The organism is Actinotignum timonense (genome assembly GCF_900155575.1).
In the GTDB taxonomy this organism is placed as follows: domain Bacteria; phylum Actinomycetota; class Actinomycetes; order Actinomycetales; family Actinomycetaceae; genus Actinotignum; species Actinotignum timonense.
Genome location: NZ_LT706966.1, coordinates 1,728,346 through 1,746,148 on the forward strand (window position 1 = coordinate 1,728,346; position 17,803 = coordinate 1,746,148).

General features: G+C 62.8%; 15 protein-coding genes. 12 read left to right on the forward strand and 3 right to left on the reverse strand.

The features are described from left to right. Positions 1-53: 53 nt before the first annotated feature. Together zwf and tkt are read right to left on the reverse strand one after the other, a co-directional pair. Positions 54-1,574, reverse strand: a complete 1,521-nt coding sequence (gene zwf, locus CZ322_RS07335; protein WP_087070771.1) for a glucose-6-phosphate dehydrogenase — start codon at positions 1,572-1,574, stop codon at positions 54-56. Positions 1,575-1,904: 330 nt separating this feature from the next. Further along, positions 1,905-3,986: a transketolase gene (gene tkt / locus CZ322_RS07340; protein WP_087070772.1), complete on the reverse strand. Its 2,082-nt coding sequence runs from the start codon at positions 3,984-3,986 to the stop codon at positions 1,905-1,907. A 214-nt stretch (positions 3,987-4,200) separates the two neighbouring features. On the opposite strand from tkt, the gene xerD reads away from it, so the two are divergent. The 8 genes from xerD (at position 4,201) to der (ending at position 11,579) form a co-directional block, all read left to right on the forward strand. Further along, the gene (gene xerD, locus CZ322_RS07345; RefSeq protein WP_087070773.1) at positions 4,201-5,124 is read left to right on the forward strand and encodes a site-specific tyrosine recombinase XerD; all 924 of its coding nucleotides are present in this window, start codon (positions 4,201-4,203) and stop codon (positions 5,122-5,124) included. A gap of 86 nt (positions 5,125-5,210) precedes the next feature. Next, positions 5,211-6,059 carry a ParA family protein gene (locus CZ322_RS07350; RefSeq protein ID WP_087070774.1) on the forward strand — a complete coding sequence of 283 codons (849 nt, stop codon included), beginning with the start codon at positions 5,211-5,213 and terminating at the stop codon, positions 6,057-6,059. 12 nt (positions 6,060-6,071) lie between these two features. Then, entirely contained in the window at positions 6,072-6,905 is an 834-nt protein-coding gene (locus CZ322_RS07355; RefSeq protein WP_087070775.1) for a segregation and condensation protein A, read from the forward strand. Positions 6,906-6,970: 65 nt separating this feature from the next. Then, the gene (gene scpB / locus CZ322_RS07360) at positions 6,971-7,528 is read left to right on the forward strand and encodes an SMC-Scp complex subunit ScpB (RefSeq protein WP_087070776.1); all 558 of its coding nucleotides are present in this window, start codon (positions 6,971-6,973) and stop codon (positions 7,526-7,528) included. Next, a complete protein-coding gene (locus CZ322_RS07365; RefSeq protein WP_016442768.1) occupies positions 7,525-8,247 on the forward strand; it encodes a pseudouridine synthase in 723 nt (240 codons plus the stop codon). Before scpB ends, CZ322_RS07365 begins: the two co-directional genes overlap by 4 nt. Beyond that, the gene (locus tag CZ322_RS07370) at positions 8,247-9,350 is read left to right on the forward strand and encodes a prephenate dehydrogenase (protein ID WP_087070777.1); all 1,104 of its coding nucleotides are present in this window, start codon (positions 8,247-8,249) and stop codon (positions 9,348-9,350) included. The genes CZ322_RS07365 and CZ322_RS07370 overlap by 1 nt, the downstream gene beginning before the upstream one ends. After that, the gene (gene cmk, locus CZ322_RS07375) at positions 9,343-10,110 is read left to right on the forward strand and encodes a (d)CMP kinase (protein ID WP_087070778.1); all 768 of its coding nucleotides are present in this window, start codon (positions 9,343-9,345) and stop codon (positions 10,108-10,110) included. Before CZ322_RS07370 ends, cmk begins: the two co-directional genes overlap by 8 nt. Further along, positions 10,107-11,579, forward strand: a complete 1,473-nt coding sequence (der, locus tag CZ322_RS07380) for a ribosome biogenesis GTPase Der (protein WP_087070779.1) — start codon at positions 10,107-10,109, stop codon at positions 11,577-11,579. The genes cmk and der overlap by 4 nt, the downstream gene beginning before the upstream one ends. 103 nt (positions 11,580-11,682) lie before the next feature. On the opposite strand, the gene CZ322_RS07385 is transcribed toward der, so the two are convergent. After that, positions 11,683-12,483: an IclR family transcriptional regulator gene (locus CZ322_RS07385; protein WP_087070780.1), complete on the reverse strand. Its 801-nt coding sequence runs from the start codon at positions 12,481-12,483 to the stop codon at positions 11,683-11,685. Between the two features lie 411 nt (positions 12,484-12,894). Between CZ322_RS07385 and CZ322_RS07390 the strand changes: the two genes are divergently transcribed. Genes CZ322_RS07390 through CZ322_RS07405 form a run of 4 tightly spaced genes read left to right on the forward strand, consistent with a single transcriptional unit; the run spans position 12,895 to position 17,325 of the window. After that, positions 12,895-14,493, forward strand: coding sequence for a mannitol dehydrogenase family protein (locus CZ322_RS07390; RefSeq protein ID WP_087070781.1), 1,599 nt, complete (start codon positions 12,895-12,897; stop codon positions 14,491-14,493). Continuing rightward, complete coding sequence (uxuA, locus tag CZ322_RS07395; RefSeq protein WP_016442774.1) at positions 14,493-15,575, forward strand: mannonate dehydratase; 1,083 nt, start codon at positions 14,493-14,495, stop codon at positions 15,573-15,575. The genes CZ322_RS07390 and uxuA overlap by 1 nt, the downstream gene beginning before the upstream one ends. Next, entirely contained in the window at positions 15,575-16,222 is a 648-nt protein-coding gene (locus CZ322_RS07400; RefSeq protein WP_087070782.1) for a bifunctional 4-hydroxy-2-oxoglutarate aldolase/2-dehydro-3-deoxy-phosphogluconate aldolase, read from the forward strand. The genes uxuA and CZ322_RS07400 overlap by 1 nt, the downstream gene beginning before the upstream one ends. Then, positions 16,219-17,325: a sugar kinase gene (locus CZ322_RS07405; protein WP_087070783.1), complete on the forward strand. Its 1,107-nt coding sequence runs from the start codon at positions 16,219-16,221 to the stop codon at positions 17,323-17,325. The genes CZ322_RS07400 and CZ322_RS07405 overlap by 4 nt, the downstream gene beginning before the upstream one ends. Positions 17,326-17,803 lie beyond the last annotated feature (478 nt).

Here is a 17,803-nt window from a genome sequence, read left to right on the forward strand (position 1 = left end):
ACGGGATAGGGGCCGCTTAGGGTGCCGGCCTAGGGGGCCGCTGAGAGTGCCGGCTAGGGGCGGCGCCAGGCGTGGCCGTGGGCGGCGAGCATGGCATCGGCACCGGCCGGGCCCCAGGACCCGGGCGCGTAGGTTTCCAGGGACTCCGGATGAGCATCCCAATAGTTTTCCACCTGGTCAATAATCCGCCAGGATTCTTCCACCTCGCGGGTTTGCGGGAAGAGCGGCGGATCGCCCAGTAGCACGTCAAGAATGAGGCGCTCGTAAGCTTCCGGGGTGTACTCGGTAAAAGCGTGGCCGTAGGCGAAGTCCATGGTGACATCACGCAGGCGCATTTCCGAGCCGGGCACCTTGGAACCGAATTTAAAAGTGATACCTTCATTGGGTTGCACCCGGATAACCAGGGTGTTTTGGCCCAGGCCGGCCACGTCCGGGAAGGGCAGGAAGGGCGGGTTGCGGAAGACCACCGCAATTTCGGAAACACGCCGCCCGAGCCGCTTGCCGGTGCGCAGGTAGAACGGAACCCCGGACCAGCGCCGCGTCTCAATCCCCAGGGCAATGGCCCCGTAGGTATCGGTCACGGATTCAGCGGGGATACCGTCTTCTTCCCGGTAGCCGCGCACCCACTGGCCACCCTGCCACCCGCTGGAATACTGCGCCCGCACCGAAGCCTGCGCCGGGCTCCCGAACAGGTGGGTAGCCTCGAGGACTTTCTCCTTTTCGGCCCGCAGCGCATCGGCGTGGAAAGAGGTCGGCTCCTCCATCGCGGTGAGGGCAAGCAGCTGAAGCAGGTGGTTTTGGATAACATCGCGGGTGGCCCCGATACCGTCGTAATACCCGGCGCGCGAACCAATCCCAATATCCTCCGCCATGGTGATTTGCACGTGGTCCACATGCGAAGAATTCCACAGCGGCTCGTAAAGCTCGTTAGCGAAACGCAGCGCGAGGATATTCTGCACCGTTTCTTTACCGAGGTAGTGGTCGATGCGGAAAACCGAATCGTGGGGGAAGACCCCGCTCACCGAAGCATTGAGTTCACGCGCGGAAGCCATATCGTGCCCGAAGGGCTTCTCGATAACCACGCGCCGCCAGCTGCCCGGTGCCCCGCGGTTGAGCCCGGCGTTGGCGAGCCCTTCGGTCACCACTGGGAAAAGGCTGGGCGGAATGGAAAGATAAAAAGCGAAATTACCGCCGGTACCGCGGGTGGCATCCACATCCGCCATGGTCGCCCCGAGGGCGCGGTAAAGTTCCGGATCGTTGTACTGGCCTTCGACCATCCGTAAACCGTCGAGGATTTGGGCCAGAGTGGTGGAGATAACCGGAGTTTGGGCGCCGTTGCGGATGGCCGCTTCAACACTGCGGGCCGCGTCCACGGGACGGCGCGCCACTCCGATAATGGAGAACGACGGCGGTAACAGCCCCCGATTCGCCAGATCGTAGAGAGCAGGAAGAATTTTGCGGTTCGCCAAGTCACCGGTGATGCCAAAAAGAACAATGCCGCAGGGGCCGGCCACTCGCTGGAGGCGGCGGTCAGCGACGGCACGGAGCGGATTACCTGAGGTAGGAGCAACCATAAAATTCCTGTCGTGAAAAAGCGGGCGAGAATATGCGCCTGTCTTATGGTAGACGCTTGAGCCGAAAAGGGGCACGGCTGTGTCCATCACGGTGTGCGGACGGCTCCGGGAGCCGCTGGTCGCCCAGTTCGCGTAAACGGCTTATAGGACAACGAATAACCTCCGGAGCCGAAACTGCCACAACTAATCAAGGTCGCGTGACCGGCACAGCGGCCACGCGACCTTGATGATGTTACGCGACTAGCGTGAAACGAGTGCGGTTCCCGCCAGCTAGGTGTTTGCTAACTGCCTGCTAGCCGCCAGCTATCGGCTACGGCAGCTAAGTGCCAGCTACCCGCGCGCTGCTTCGATGGATTCGAGGGCTGCCGACACCACGTGCTCGGCGGTCATCCCGTATTCCTTCATGAGCTCACCGCCGGGGCCGGATTCTCCGTAGGTATTGATACCCACGCTGCGCCCGGCATCGCCAACGTAGCCAGCCCAGCCGAAGGTGGCGCCAGCTTCCACCGAGACGCGCGCCTTCACATCGGGGAGGATCACCGCATCGCGGTAGGCCCGATCCTGAGCTTCGAACCACTCCAGGCAGGGCAGCGAGATAACGCGGGCACCCACGCCCTGCTCCGCGAGGGTCTTCTGCGCCGCTACCGCGAGCTGCACTTCCGAACCGGTGGCCAGCAGCTGCACATCGACCGTCCCGGTGGGGGAGTCCGCCAGCACGTAGCCGCCCTTGAGGACGCCTTCGGTGGAGGTCCCTTCCAGAACCGGCACGCCCTGGCGGGTGAGGATGAGCCCGGTAGGCCCGCCGTCGACCTTCTCCAACGCTCCGCGCCACGCGGCCGCGGTTTCATTCGCATCGGCCGGCCGCACAATATTGAGGCGCGGAATGGCGCGGTAAGCCCACAGGTGTTCGATGGGCTGGTGGGTGGGGCCGTCCTCACCCACACCCACCGAATCATGCGTCCACACGAAAATCGAGGGGATATTCATGATGGCCGCCAGGCGGGCCGCGCCGCGCATGTAATCGGAGAACACAAAGAAGGTACCGCCGTAGGCGCGGGTGAGCCCATCGAGGGTAATTCCGTTAATGATCGCGCCCATGGCGAATTCGCGGATACCGAAGTGGAGGGTACGCCCGTAAATATCACCGGAGAACATCTCCGAGGAGCGATGCGCGGGCAGGAAGGAAGGTTCGCCCTTCATCGTGGTGTTATTCGAGCCGGCCAGATCGGCCGAACCGCCCCACAGCTCAGGGAGTACCGGGGCCAGGGCATTGAGCACCGCCCCGGAAGCCGCGCGGGTAGCGATACCCTTGGGATCCGGCTCCCAGCTCGGCAGCTTCTTTTCCCAGCCCTCCGGGAACTTCTTGGCCCGGATGCGATCATAGAGCGCGGCTTCTTCCGGATGGGAAGCCCGCCAGGCTTCGAAGCGCGCATCCCAATCCTTACGGGCCGCGGCTGCCCGCTCTGCCGCATGTGTGCGGGTGTGGGCCAGCACTTCATCTTCCAGCGGGAAATCAATATCCGGGTCGAAGCCCAGAATTTCCTTGGTGGCGCGAATTTCCTCCACGCCCAGGGCCGAGCCGTGTGAAGCGCCGGTGTTCTGCTTGGTGGGCGCCGGCCAGGCAATGATGGTGGAGAGCTTGATAATGGAGGGCTTATCGGTGACCTGCTGGGCTGCCAGAATCGCATCGTAGAGCGCCTGGACATCCTCCTGGTAGGAGCCATCCTCCTTAATCCAATTCACGTGCTGGGTGTGCCAACCGTAGGCTTCGTAACGCGCCAGCACATCCTCACTGAAAGCAATCGAGGTATTGTCCTCAATGGAGATGCGGTTGTCATCGTAAATGAGAATAAGATTTCCGAGCTCCTGGGTGCCCGCCAGCGAGCAAGCCTCACTGGTCACGCCTTCCTGGAGGCAGCCATCGCCGGCAATCACGTACACAAAATGATCGAAAACGGACTCGCCAAGCGGGGTATCCCGGTCGAAAAGCCCGTGGGCGCGCCGGGAGGCCATCGCGAATCCCACCGCGGAGGCCAGGCCCTGACCCAGCGGCCCGGTGGTCATTTCCACCCCGTTGGTATAGCCATATTCCGGATGCCCGGGAGTCTTGGAATGGAGGGTGCGCAGCGCCTTAATATCATCAAGTTCCAGACCGTAGCCGGCCAGCAGCAGCTGATTGTATTGCGTGAGGGAGGAATGCCCGGCCGAGAGAATGAAACGGTCACGGCCCACCCACGCAGAATCCGCCGGATCGTGGTTCATGACCCGCTGGTAGAGCAGATAGGCCGCCGGCGCCAGGGACATGGCCGTTCCCGGGTGCCCATTCCCGGTTTTTTGCACCGCATCCGCGGCCAGCAGCCGCGTGGTATCCACGGCCCGCTGATCGAGCTGCGACCATTCGAGCTTCGCCATTGAATTCTCCTAACATAAGGTTGTGGTTACATGAGATGTGCCACGCACTAGTCTACTGGTCGAGCGGGTTTCGCGCGCCCGAGGCCCACCCCCGTTCGCGCCCGGCGCGAGGGCACGAAAGCCCGAGTACCGCGGCCACTACTGCGCGAGGGCACGCCCGCCCGAGTAACGTGTGCGCACGGCACGCCTACCGCGCATCCGCGAAGGAGAATATATGGCCGAACCCGGCACCCCGCCCCTACAGCGCGCGGTTACGCAATTCCTCGCCCATATCACCGTCGAACGCGCGTTATCGCGCAATACCGTGGCCGCTTATCGGCGTGATTTGCGTAAATATCTTGCGCACCTAGATTCCCGCGGCGTCACCAGCCCCGCCGAGGTGCGCGAAGAGGACGTCGCGTCCTTTTCCGAAACGCTCACCGGAATGGCCCCGGCTTCTATTGCGCGGGCCGTGACCGCGGTGCGGGCTTTTCATACGTTTTTATACGACGACGGCGCCAGCCCGGCCAATCCGGCCAGCCGGGTGCGTCCCCCGAAACTCCCCGCGCGCCTGCCCGAAGCTCTGACAATCGCGGAGGTCACCGCCATGATTGAGGCGGCCGGGGCCACCCCGCCGCCCCTGGGCCTGCGCGACCACGCACTCCTGGAAGTCCTGTACGGGACGGGCGCGCGCATTTCCGAAGCCCTCGGGCTCACCGCTGATGATATTGATACGGAGACGGCCACGATTCGGCTTTTCGGCAAGGGTCGCAAAGAACGGGTGGTGCCGCTCGGGCGCTACGCCCTGGAAGCCCTGGATGCCTACACCACCCGGGCCCGCCCGGAGCTGGCCGCGCGCGGGGAAGGCGTAACCACACTCTTCCTCAATACCCGCGGGCGGGCCCTTTCCCGCCAGAGCGCCTGGCTCATTATTCGCCAGGCTGCCGAGCGTGCCGGTATAACCACCCATGTGTCCCCGCATTCGCTGCGGCATTCTTTTGCCACCCACCTGCTCCAGGGCGGCGCGGATGTGCGGGTGGTCCAGGAGCTGCTCGGGCATTCCTCGGTGACCACCACCCAGATTTATACCCAGGTTTCCCGCGAGGTACTCAAGGAGGTGTATGCCACCTCGCACCCGCGGGCACTGCGCAGTGAGTAGGAAGCGGGGCAGGCGCGGCGTCGTCGTTCTACGCTCTTCGCCAGAAATGGCACCGCAAGTCCTCCGAGTTTAGGTACCCTAGAGATGTGACCGAACAGAACGCGCTTTTTGAAACTGAGAACGTGGATTTTCCCGAACCGGAGCCTTTGCAGGAACACGGCCCGGCGCGCATTATTGCGATGTCCAACCAGAAGGGCGGGGTGGGGAAAACAACGACGTCGATTAACCTCGCCGCGGCGCTGGCCGGATACGGCCGGCGCGTTCTCATTGTGGATTTCGATCCGCAGGGCGCCGCCTCGGCCGGTCTGGGGATTAATGCCCGCGCGCTGGATCGCACCATTTATAACGAACTCATTTCCGCGAAACCGGATGTGCGGGGCATTATCCAGCACTCGAAGGTGGAGGGCCTGGATGTGGTCCCGGCCAATATTGACCTCTCCGCGGCCGAAATTGTGCTCATTAATGAAGTGGCGCGCGAACAGGCTCTCAGCCGGGTGCTGCGGCCGGTCCTCGATGATTATGACGTCATTATTATTGACTGCCAGCCCTCCCTGGGCCTGCTCACCGTTAATGCGCTCACGGCCGCGCACGGGGTGATTATCCCGCTGGAGGCGGAGTACTTCGCCATGCGCGGGGTGGCGCTGCTCACCGAGCAAATCGGGCGGGTGCAGGATCGCCTCAATCCGCGGCTCACTATTGACGGGGTGCTTCTCACCATGGTGGATATGCGTACCCTCCATTCGCGTGATGTGATGCGTTCCGTACACGAAGGCTTCGGGGAAAAGGTCTACCACACCTATATTGCCCGCACCGTGAAGTTCCCAGATGCTTCGGTGGCCGGGGAACCCATCACCCAGTATGCGCCCTCGCACCCGGGGGCGGTGGCCTACCGGAAGCTGGCGCGCGAAGTGATTGCCCGCGGCCAAAGTGCCTAAGCGGGAGTGGGCGTGACCACTCTTTTTGACGCCTCATCCGATTTCGATGTTGACCTCGATGTGTATTCGGGGCCCTTCTCGGTGCTGCTCACCATGATTTCCAAGAAAAACTTGGATATTACCGAGGTGGCGCTGGCGGAAGTCACCGATGAGTTCATTGCCTGGATTCGTTCCCGGCCGGAAGTGGATCTCTCCACCACCTCGGAGTTCTTGGTGGTGGCCGCCACCCTCCTCGATATGAAATTGGCGCGCCTGCTGCCCCGCCACGAAAGCGAAGAAGAAGATTGGGAGCTCCTCGAGCAGCGCGATCTGCTCTTCGCCAAGCTCCTCCAATACCGGGCGTTCAAAGAGGTCGCCCGCGATTTTGGGGCGCGCCTGGAAGAAACCGGGCGGCGGGTGGGCCGCGATGTCCCCCTCGAAGAAATGTACGCGAAAGCACTTCCGGAGGTGCGCCTCCCGCTCGGGGTTATGGACCTGGCGCTACTGGCCGCCCGCGCTTTTACCCGCGATACCTCCGAACCGGTGGTCCAGCTGGAGCACCTGCACTCCCCGGTGGTTCCGGTAGCCAGCCAGGTGGCCTACCTGGAGGAACGTTTCCGGGCGGGGGAGTCTTTCACGTTCACGCAGCTGTGCGCGGATGCCGGATCGGTGCAGGTGGTGGTGGCCCGCTTTTTGGCGGTGCTGGAATTGCTGCGCCGGGGCGCGATTGCCGCGGAGCAGGATGAACCGCTGGGTGCGCTGGTGCTGCGCCCCACCCCGTTAGATGATCGCGGGGCGGCCGGGGCGGGCGACGTCGCCGCGGAATACGGCGAGGTATCAGCAACCACCGCGCCGGGCAGCGACTAGACTGGGCCACAAGGCGTGCGCAGCCCGCGCACCCTGCCTGGTCCGCAACATTACAAGGAGAATTCGTGGCCGATCTTTGCCCCGCCACCGCCCTCGAGGCGGTGCTTTTCGTGGCGGCCACCCCGGTTCCCCTCGCCACTCTTGCCGAAGCGGTGGGCTTGAGCGAAGCGGACACCCGCACCGAGCTGGAGAACCTGGCCCGGGAGTACCGCAGCGGCCGCCCGCGCGGATTCGAATTGCGCGAAGCGGGTGGAGGCTGGCGTTTCTACACAAATCCGCTGGTATCCGATATTGTGCTGGCCCACGTGACCCGCGGGCAATCGGGTAAACTATCCACGCCGGCTTTGGAAACGCTGGCGGTGATCGCCTACCGGCAACCGGTGACCCGCGCCCAGATCGCGGCGATTCGCGGCGTGAATGTTGATGGAGTTGTGCGTACCCTCGCCACCCGCGGTCTTATTGCAGAAGCGGGCACCACGCCGTCCACCGGTGCGGTGCTGTATGCGACCACCCCGTATTTCCTCGAAGCCATGGGGATGAATTCCCTGGATGAGCTGCCGCCCCTGGCGCCCTACTTGCCCGACGCAACCGAACTTGACGATGTGGAAAGAGAAATAAGATGAGAGAACGCTTGCAAAAGATCCTGGCCCACGCGGGGGTGGGCTCGCGGCGCGCCTGCGAAGCGCTCATTGCCGAGGGGCGGGTGGCCGTCAATGGCGCCGTCGTAACCGAAATGGGAACGCGGGCGGATGCCGAACGTGACACCATCCACGTGGACGGAATGCCCATCGCCGTCAAACCTGATCTGCTCACGGTGGCGCTCTACAAGCCGCCGGGGGTTGTGTCCACGATGGATGATGATATGGGCCGCCCGAGCCTCGCCCAGTACGTGGAGAAATACGAGCAGCGCCTCTACCACGTGGGGCGCCTGGACGAAGATACCGAAGGCTTGATTTTGCTGTCGAACGACGGCGAACTCACCCACCGGCTCACCCACCCTTCCTACGAGGTGCCGAAAACCTACGTGGCGCGGGTGGAAGGCCAGGTCACCCGGGGCCTCGCGCGGGTGCTGGAAAAGGGCATCACCCTGGAGGACGGCCCCATTCGGGTGGATAAATTCGTGCTGCGGGAATCCCAGCCGCGCAATTCCATTGTGGAACTCACCTTGCATTCGGGCCGCAATCGCATTGTGCGCCGGATTATGGAGGAAGTGGGGCACCCGGTTATGGAACTGGTGCGCACCCGCTTCGCCACTATCGACGCCGGGCGGCTACGCCCGGGTAAAAGCAGGGTGATCGCGGGTAGCGAGCTCTCGGCCCTCATGCATTCGGTAGGGATGTGATGCACGCAGGTCCGGTCCTTGTTATTGGCTCGGGGCTGCTGGGCGCGTCCCTCGGGCTGCGCCTGCGGCTGCGCGATATTCCGGTGTACCTGGAGGATTCCTCCCCGCTGGCCGCGGCCCTGGCCCGCGATCTGGGTGCGGGGGAGGAACCCCCGGAAAGCGCCTGGGAGCCGAGCCTCGTGGTGGTTGCGGTGCCTCCGGACGTCACGGCGCAGGTGGTGAGCGCAGCCCTGGATCGTTTCCCCACCGCGCTCGTGACCGATGTGGCATCCGTCAAGGCGGTGGTGGCGGAGCGCCTCGCCGCGCATCCGGCGCGGGAGCGCTACCTCGGGTGCCATCCGATGGCCGGCCGGGAACGTTCCGGGGCGATTGCCGCGGACGCCGATCTTTTTGAGGGCCGCCCGTGGGTCATCTGCCCGCGTCCGGAAACCCGCGAGGAAGATATTGCGCGTTTGCGCAGCCTCGCCTTGGATTGCGGCGCCATGCCGATCCTCGTGGAGGCCAGCGCGCACGACCGCGCTGTCGCCCTCGTTAGTCATGTCCCGCAGCTGGTGTCGTCCCTGCTGGCGGGTACGTTGAACGACGCCGCAGCTACCGAGCTGAGCCTTGCCGGCCAGGGATTACGCGATATGACGCGGCTGGCGCATTCGGATCCGCAATTGTGGACCGCGATTATTGCCTGCAATTGCGCGGCGGTTGCTCCCGTGCTTCGCGATGTTGCCGAGCGTACCGCGAGCTTGGCGAGTGCCCTCGAAGCGGCCGCGGGTACGGCGCAGGCACCCGGGCTGGCGCGGGCCGTTGCCGCGGTGATGGCCGAAGGTGGGCGCGGGGTGGCGCGCATTCCCGGCAAACACGGGGGAGCACCCCAGCGCTATACCGAGGTCACCGTTCTGGTTCCCGACCGCCCGGGCGAATTGGGCCGCCTCTTCACCGAAGTGGGGGAGATCGGCGTGAATATTGAAGATTTTTCGCTCGAGCATTCCGTGGCCCAAAAAGTGGGGCGGGCACGGCTCTCGGTAGCGCCGGCCGCGGCCCGGGATCTCAGCGCGGCGCTGGCCGCGCGCCAGTGGCAGGCTTTTATTGAAGGAGGAGAGCATGAGTGAGATGAACACGGCGGGCACGCAAGGCCCCGAGGCAGCCGCTACCCCGCACGCCGAAGCCATGGACACCCCGTGCCTCGAAACGGCGGGCTATCCCATTGCCATTGACGGGCCTTCCGGTTCGGGCAAATCCACCGTCTCCCGCCAGGTTGCCCGCGAGCTCGGACTCAGCTACCTCGATACCGGAGCCATGTACCGGGCCGCGGCCTGGGCCGCCCAGCATGCCGGCGTGGAACTCACCGACCAAGCGGCCGTAACCGCGGTGGTGCGGGCCATGAAACTTGACATGCCCCTCGATCCGGATAATCAAAAAATTAGCTGCGAAGGGGAGGATATTACCGCCGCTATCCGCGCCCCGGAGCTCTCCCGGGTGGTTTCCCAGGTAGCCGTCAATCTTGAGGTGCGCGCTGAACTCATTGCCCGGCAGCGGGCCATTATCGCGGCGCACCCGCGCATCGTGGTGGAGGGGCGCGATATTACCAGCGTCGTCGCCCCGGAAGCTCCCACAAAAATTCTCCTCACCGCATCGGAAGAAACACGTTTAGCCAGGCGGGCCCGGGAAGTGCGCGGCAGCGCGGCACCCGATGCCCTGGCCGCCACCCGCGCGGAAGTAACCGAGCGCGATGCTCAGGACTCCACGGTCGCTTCTTTCCTGGAAGATCGCGAAGGAGTCGTTACAATTGATTCTTCTCAGATGAGTATTGCGGACGTGGTGGCCGCGGTGCGCACGCTGGCACAGGGCTCCGGAAAGGAACAGGAATGACTGAGGAATACCGCGATATGAGCGCGGAAGGGACCACCCCGGACGACGCTGAACGCGTGCTCCGCGCCGGTCTGGAAGCCTACGATCTGGACGAGGCCGATCTGGCACTCCTGGCTGGGGAAGAACCTGAGGATGCGGAAGCCGCTGCCCGCGCGCTGCCCGTGGTGGCGGTTATCGGGCGGCCGAATGTTGGCAAATCCTCCCTGGTGAATCGTATTGTTGGCAAGCGGGTAGCCGTGGTGCAGGACGTCCCTGGCGTAACCCGCGACCGGGTCTCCTACGAGGCCGAATGGGCGGATCGCCGCTTCCTCCTCATGGATACCGGCGGTTGGGAACGCGATGTGGCGGGCCTGGATCGTGATGTGGCCCTGCAGGCCGAAATTGCTATCGAGCAGGCCGATGCCGTTATTTTCGTGGTGGATGCCACTGTCGGGATGACGGATACCGATGAAGCCCTGGTGCGGGTGCTGCGCCGCTCGCGCAAACCCGTGATCGTGGCGGCCAATAAGGTGGATTCCCCGCAGCAGGAACCGGATGCCGCCTACCTGTGGTCTTTGGGGCTGGGGGAGCCCTACCCGGTTTCGGCTCTGCACGGGCGCGGCTCGGGTGATCTTCTGGACGTGGTGATCCGTGCGCTTCCGGAAGAACGCGAGGTGCCGGCCCGCCCCAAGCGGCGCGGGCCGCGCCGGGTCGCTATTGTGGGGCGCCCGAATGTGGGCAAGTCCTCCCTGCTCAACCAGCTGGCCGGGGAAACCCGCGCGGTGGTCAGCGATATTGCCGGAACCACCCGCGACCCGGTTGATGAAGTTATCGAGCTGGATGGCACCCCGTGGACTTTTGTGGATACCGCGGGGATTCGCCGGCGGGTGCACCAGACTCGCGGGGCGGATTATTACGCGAATCTGCGCACCCAGCGCGCGCTGGCGGAAGCGGAACTGGCCCTCGCCCTTATCGACGCCTCAGAGCCGCTCACCGAACAGGATATTCGGGTGATCCAGCAGGTTATTGATGCCGGGCGCGCCCTCGTGATCGTCTGCAATAAATGGGACGAAGTTGATGAAGAACGCCGTTTCGAACTTGACCGCGAATTCGAGCGCGAACTGGTGCAGATCCAGTGGGCGGCACGCGTCAATCTCTCGGCAAAAACCGGCTGGCATACCAATCGACTCTCCAATGCCATGACCACGGCGCTGCGCTCCTGGGATCAGCGTATTCCCACCGGGAAACTCAATGCTTTCCTCAGCGAATTGGCGGCCGCGCACCCGCATCCGGTGCGCGGGGGTAAGCAGCCGCGCATCCTCTACGGCACCCAGGCTTCGACGCGCCCGCCGCGTTTCGTGCTTTTCGCCACCGGCTTCATCGAGGCAGGCTACCGGCGTTTCTTGGAAAATCGCTTGCGCGCCACCTTCGGTTTCGAAGGTTCCCCGCTCCAGATTTCGGTTCGGGTACGCGAACGGCGTAAGAAGTAGCGGAAGTGGTACGACGGCGCAGCTAACCTGCGTCGTCGTACTTGTATCGGTGGTAGGAACCATGCAGGAAGCCCGCCACCGGGCGCCGCTACCCGCGGTTCGCTTAGCGCACGGAACGGGGCAGCAGCACCTCCGGAACACTCACGCCGGTGGTACCGGAAATAGCGTTGATTTCTTCGGCAATACCGTAGGCCACCGCTTCGCGGGTTGCCGCTCCCAGACGTTCGGCGGGTGCGGTGACGGACACGGCCACCCGCTCGCCGTTTTTCAGATCCACCGGGACCGCTACGCAGGCGATACCCGCTTCGTTTTCTTCCACTTCCATACCCCAGCCGTGGCGGTGCACGTGCTCGATGCACTCCTCGATGGTGGCGCGGGTGGGGGGATTATCGGTGGGAACACTCAGGTACCAGTCAATTTCCGCACCGGTTACGTTATTGGCGCCCAGCAAAGCGCGCCCGAGCGCGGTGGTGACCGCCGGGGCATTACGCCCGATAAAGGACACCACCCGGATGGGGCGATCTGGCTCCACTTTATCGAGGTAGGTGACCACCTGGCCGGAGAGTTTGCCCAGGTGCACGAGTTCGTTATAGCGGTGGCAAATGGCCACGAGGGCGGGGTGGAGTTGGTCCACTACGAATTGGGTGCGGGTGGTGTAGCGAATGATCGGGTCCACCCCGTCCCCGAGGAAGTAGTAGCCGGTATCGGCGTCCTGGTCCACCCAATCCCGGTAGCGCAGTGAGCGCAGCGTGTGGTGGACCGTGGCCTTATTGGAATCCACCGCGGCTGCAATATCGGAGAGCGGGGCACCTTCCGGTCCGCGGCGTGCTAAAAACTCCACCACGAGCAACGCGCGATCGATGGAGGAGAGCGGAGCGCGCTCCTCAGGGGAAGTACCGGACACCTCAAGCTCCTTTACTCTACGAGGGTATAACTGCAGGCCGGGAAAATTATACCGCGCGATTTCAATATGTGAAACATAAAAACGGGGGCGTGGGGCGGTCAGTGTTGAATAAGAAAAGGCCCGGAATCCGAATACTTCACACCCCGCTCCCGGGTGCCGCCGGGCGCGAAAATGAGGTACAATCATTTCATACGTACGAACGGGCGTTTCACGTAAGGAAACATTCGGGTGCGGGGGTGCCCGGCCGGTTCGTCGTCGTATAAAGGAATACTGGGTGGTGGCATCGGGAGCGGTGTTCACTCACCGGGTGACCTCACGGCAGGAACACGGCGCACGCCGGCGCTCCTGCGGGGCGGCCGCCGGTGGATCGCACGTGGAGCCGTCCCGATCCAACTATCAAAGGTGATGTATATGAAACTCAATCTCAGCTCGCTCTCCCAAGCGAGTGATTACGAAGCAGCCGGTATTCAAGTTCCGGCTTTTGATGTGGCCGCAACTCAGGAGCGCGTTCGCACCAACCCGCGCTGGGTGCATATCGGCCCAGGTAATATTTTCCGGATCTTCCTGGCGCGCATCGCGGATGACATGCTGGCGGACGGCAAGTACTGGCCGATCACCGGCGTGGTGCCGATGAACCCGGCTGAAATGGAAAAGCAGCTCGAAGCTTTTGACCTGTTGACCCTGGGCGTTATTCTTTCCGGTGATAAGCGCGATACCCGCGTTATTGCCGGCCTGGCCGATGGCCTGGCAACTCGCCGCGAGGGCGATTTTGATCGGCTCGTCTCCATCTTCACCAACCCGGAGATGACCACGGTTACCCTCACCATTACCGAAAAGGGCTATGTGATTCAGGATTCCCAGGGTGAGCTTTCCGAAGCTACCCGCGCGGATATCGCCTCGGATCCCTTCGCCAACCATGAGAACACCATGGCGCTGCTGGCCGGGCTGCTCGCGCATCGCTACCAGGCGGGCGGGGCACCCATTAACTTCATCTCCGCCGATAACTTCTCCCACAACGGCGATAAGCTGCGCGATTCGGTGCTGCAGATCGCCCGCGGTTGGGTGGAGCGCGGTGCGCTCAGCCAGGAATTCCTGGACTGGGCCAGTGATGACACCAAGGTTGCCTTCCCGATTTCCGTGATCGATAAGATCACCCCGCGCCCCTCGGAAGAAGTATCGGAGTACCTCACCGGGCTCGGCTTCACCGATATGGGTATTGACCACCTGGGCCGCACCCCGATTGCCGGCTTCGTCAATGCCGAACCCACCGAATACCTCATTATCGAAGATAAGTTCGCGGCCGAACGCCCGCCTTTCGAGGATTACGGCGTGTACATCACCGATCGCGAAACCTGCGATAAGTTCGAGCGGATGAAGGTCACCACCTGCCTCAACCCGCTCCACACCGCACTGGCAGTGTCCGGTACGGTGATGCGCTTCCCGACCATTGATTCGGAAATGCGCGATCCCGATTTGGCGAAGATGGTCAATATCCTCGCCTATGATGAAGCGATGCCGGTAGTAACCGATCCGGGGATTATCGATCCGAAGGACTTCGTGCGCGAAGTTCTCGAGGAACGTTTCCCCAATAGCGCGCTGCCGGACAATCCGGCCCGTATCGCTATGGATACCTCGCAGAAGATTCCGATCCGTTTCGGAGTCACGCTGCAGGAATACCAGCGCCGCGGTCTGGATATGGACAAGCTGCGCGTGATCCCGCTCGTTTTCGCGGTGTGGGCACGGTACCTGCTCGGTATCGCGGACGACGGCGAAGAATTCACGCCGTCTTCCGATCCGCTGCTGGAAGAACTCCAGGGGCACCTCAAGGGAATTAAGCTCGGTGAGAGCGTTGATGCTCACGCCGCGCTCAAGCCCATCCTGTCCAATGCCAATATTTTCGGCCTCGACCTGTATACCACTCCGCTGGCGGAGAAGGTCGAAGCCCTGTTCACGAAGCTCATTGCCGGTCCCGGCGCTGTGCGTGCCACTATTCACGAGGAGATCAACTAATGAAAATGACATTCCGCTGGTACGGCGAAGGTCACGACCCCATTCCGCTGCAGTACATCAAGCAGATTCCGGGCGTGTCCGGAATTATGGGCACCCTGTCCTACAAGGCGGCCGGGGAGAACTGGGAAAAGGACGAAATCAAGGTCCTCATCGATCAGGTTCACGAAGCCGGACTCGAATGCGAGATCATCGAATCCGTGAACGTCCACGAGGACATCAAGCTCGGCCTTCCCAGCCGTGACGAATACATCAAGAACTACTGCACCACGCTGGAAAACCTCGCGGAATTCGGCGTCAAGGTAGTTGTGTATAACTTCATGCCCGTTTTCGACTGGCTGCGTACCGAACTCGCCCACGTGAATGAGGACGGCTCCACCTGCCTGTACTACGATCACTCCGAAATCGAAGGCATGACCCCGCAGGATATCGTCAATAAGACGGCCGAAGAATCCGGCGGCCTCACCCTGCCCGGTTGGGAACCCGAACGCCTGGCCAAGCTGGATGAAGTCATGGCACTCTACCAGAACATGACGGTGGAGAAGCTGCGCGAAAACTGGAAGTACTTCCTGGACGGCATTATCCCCACCTGTGAAAAGGTCGGAATTAAGATGGCCTGCCATCCGGACGATCCGGCTTGGGATCTCTTCGGTATTCCGCGCGCCTACAAGAGCCTGGATGACATCAAGGAAATCCTGGCCCTCAATGATTCCCCGATGCACTCCCTGTGCGTGTGCATTGGCTCGCTTGGCTCCAACCCCTCCAATAACGTGGCGGAGATCCTGCGCTACGTGGGCGAACGCGGCCGTATTGCCGCTTCCCACCTGCGTAATGTCAAGTACCTGGGGGAGAAGACCTTCAAGGAAGCGGCCCACTGGTCCGCGGACGGCGACCTCGATATGCAGGCCGCGGTGGAAGCCATTTACGATACCTGCCCCGATATTTACGTGCGTCCCGATCACGGCCGCATGATTTGGGGCGAAGAAGGCCGCCCCGGCTACCCGCTGTATGACCGGGCACTGGGCACCCAGTACCTCCTCGGGCTGTGGGACGGCATCGACAAGATGAAGAAGGCGGCAAAGTAGTGTCTCAGCAACTTCCAGACGTTCGTCCGTTCCTGGAAACCCACCCCATTGTTCCCGTTGTGGTGATCGACGACGCCGCGCAGGCGCCCGAGGCCGCCCGCGCCCTGGTGGCCGGCGGTATCCACTGCGCCGAAGTAACCTTCCGTACCGCTGCCGGCGGGGAAGCCATTAAGGCCATGCGGGATGTTGAGGGCATGACAGTGGGTGCTGGAACGGTTCTTACCCGGGCCCAGGCGGAAACCGCCGCGGACCTAGGTGCGAAGTTCTTCGTTTCCCCGGGCTGGAGCGCCGGCGTGGCCGATGTGGCCGCCGAACGCCAGATTCCCTACCTTCCGGGCGTGCAGACCGCCACGGAAATCATGATGGCTTTGGAGTACGGTGCTACCGCGGTGAAGTTCTTCCCCGGTGGGGAAGCGGGCGGGCTGCCCATGGTCAAGGCCTTGCGCGGTCCCTTCCCGAATACCTACTTCGTGCCGTCCGGCGGAGTGAAGCTCGCGAATATGGCCGAATGGCTTTCCGATCCGGCTATCCTGTCCGTTTCGGGTTCGTGGATGATCAAGCGCGATCTGATTTCCTCCGGGAACTTCGCGGAGATCACCCGCCTGTCCCAAGAAGCATCCGATCTAGCTAAGGAGATTCGCAAGTGAGCGACGCCCTGACGATTAAATCCGCCGAGGAAACCACCTACGATATTGTCTCCCTGGGTGAAGTGATGCTTCGCCTGGATCCGGGTGCCGGCCGTATCCGCACCACCCGGCAGTTCGCCGCCTCCGAAGGCGGCGGGGAGTACAACGTGGCCCGCGGCCTGCGACGCGCCTTCCAGAAGCGCGGCGCGATCCTCACCTCTCTGGTGCGTAATGAAGTGGGGCTGCTGCTCGAGGATCTGATCCTCACCGGCGGCCTGGATACCCGTTTCATTCATTGGGTCGACGACGACGGCATCGGCCAGTCGGCTCGTAACGGCCTCAATTTCACCGAACGCGGTTTCGGGATGCGCGGGGCTGTCGGGTGTTCCGACCGGGCCCACACCGCGATTTCGCAGCTCACCCCGGAGGATATCGATCTCGATTACCTCTTTGGTGAGCTCGGGGTGCGCTGGCTGCACACCGGCGGGATTTACGCGGCCCTCTCCGAGCAGGCTTCGGAAACGGCGCTGGCGGTTATTAAGAAGGCCAAGGAATACGGCACCGTCGTATCCTATGACCTCAACTACCGTCCTTCGCTGTGGAATCTGCACGGTGGCAAGGCCCGCGCGCAGGAAGTGAATAAGTCCCTGGCGCCCTTCGTGGACGTCATGATCGGTAACGAAGAGGACTTCACCGCCTGCCTCGGCCTGGAAATCGAAGGTGCAAATGAGAACCTCGATAACCTCCAGGTGGAATCCTTCCACAAGATGATTGAGAAGGCGGCGGAAACCTTCCCGAACTTCAAGGCCATCGGTACCACGATGCGCCAGGTGCGTTCGGCAACCATCAATGACTGGGGTGCGGTGGCATGGAAGCGCGATCAGGGCTTCGTGCAGGCTACCCAGCGTGATGGCTTGGAGATCTTCGACCGCGTGGGCGGCGGCGACTCCTTCGCCTCCGGCCTCATCTTCGGGCTCATGGAATACGGTGATGTCCAGAAGGCAGTGGAACTCGGGGCCGCCCACGGCGCCCTCGCCATGACCACGCCGGGGGACACCACCATGGCCACCCGCGCCGAGGTGGAGAACCTGGCCCGCGGCGGCTCGGCACGCGTCAAGCGCTAAAGCCGCATAACCGCAGCGTGCGCCACGCGCCCACCGCGCGGCTTGCCTTCGGGTGAGCTAGCGCAGGGCGCCCACCGCGCACAGCGCAACTAGTGGGGGAGCAGATCCGGACATCCGGATCTGCTCCCCCACTGCATTCGCGGAGTCGCATGAACCGTGCCCGGAAACGAAGTGATCCGGCCCCAGAACTGCCGTGAACCGCGCCCGGAAACGAAGTGTGCGGGAGAGTACCGTTTCGGGGCGGTTTTGTGTCTCTTACGCACATCCTGTGGGAGGCGATGTCCCGGACTCACACTTTGCCTCGCCGCCCCGCTGTGCCGGCGAGGAAGGTATGTTTTTCCGAGATGTACTTCGCGTGTACGACAAGCACAGTACAGCTCTGAAAACAGATAGGCCCTCCCCAGGGGCTGGCGAGACTATTGAACGTCGTGAGCCCTTGCGCTATTAGTTCAGTCTTAACTTGGTCTTAACTTGCGTC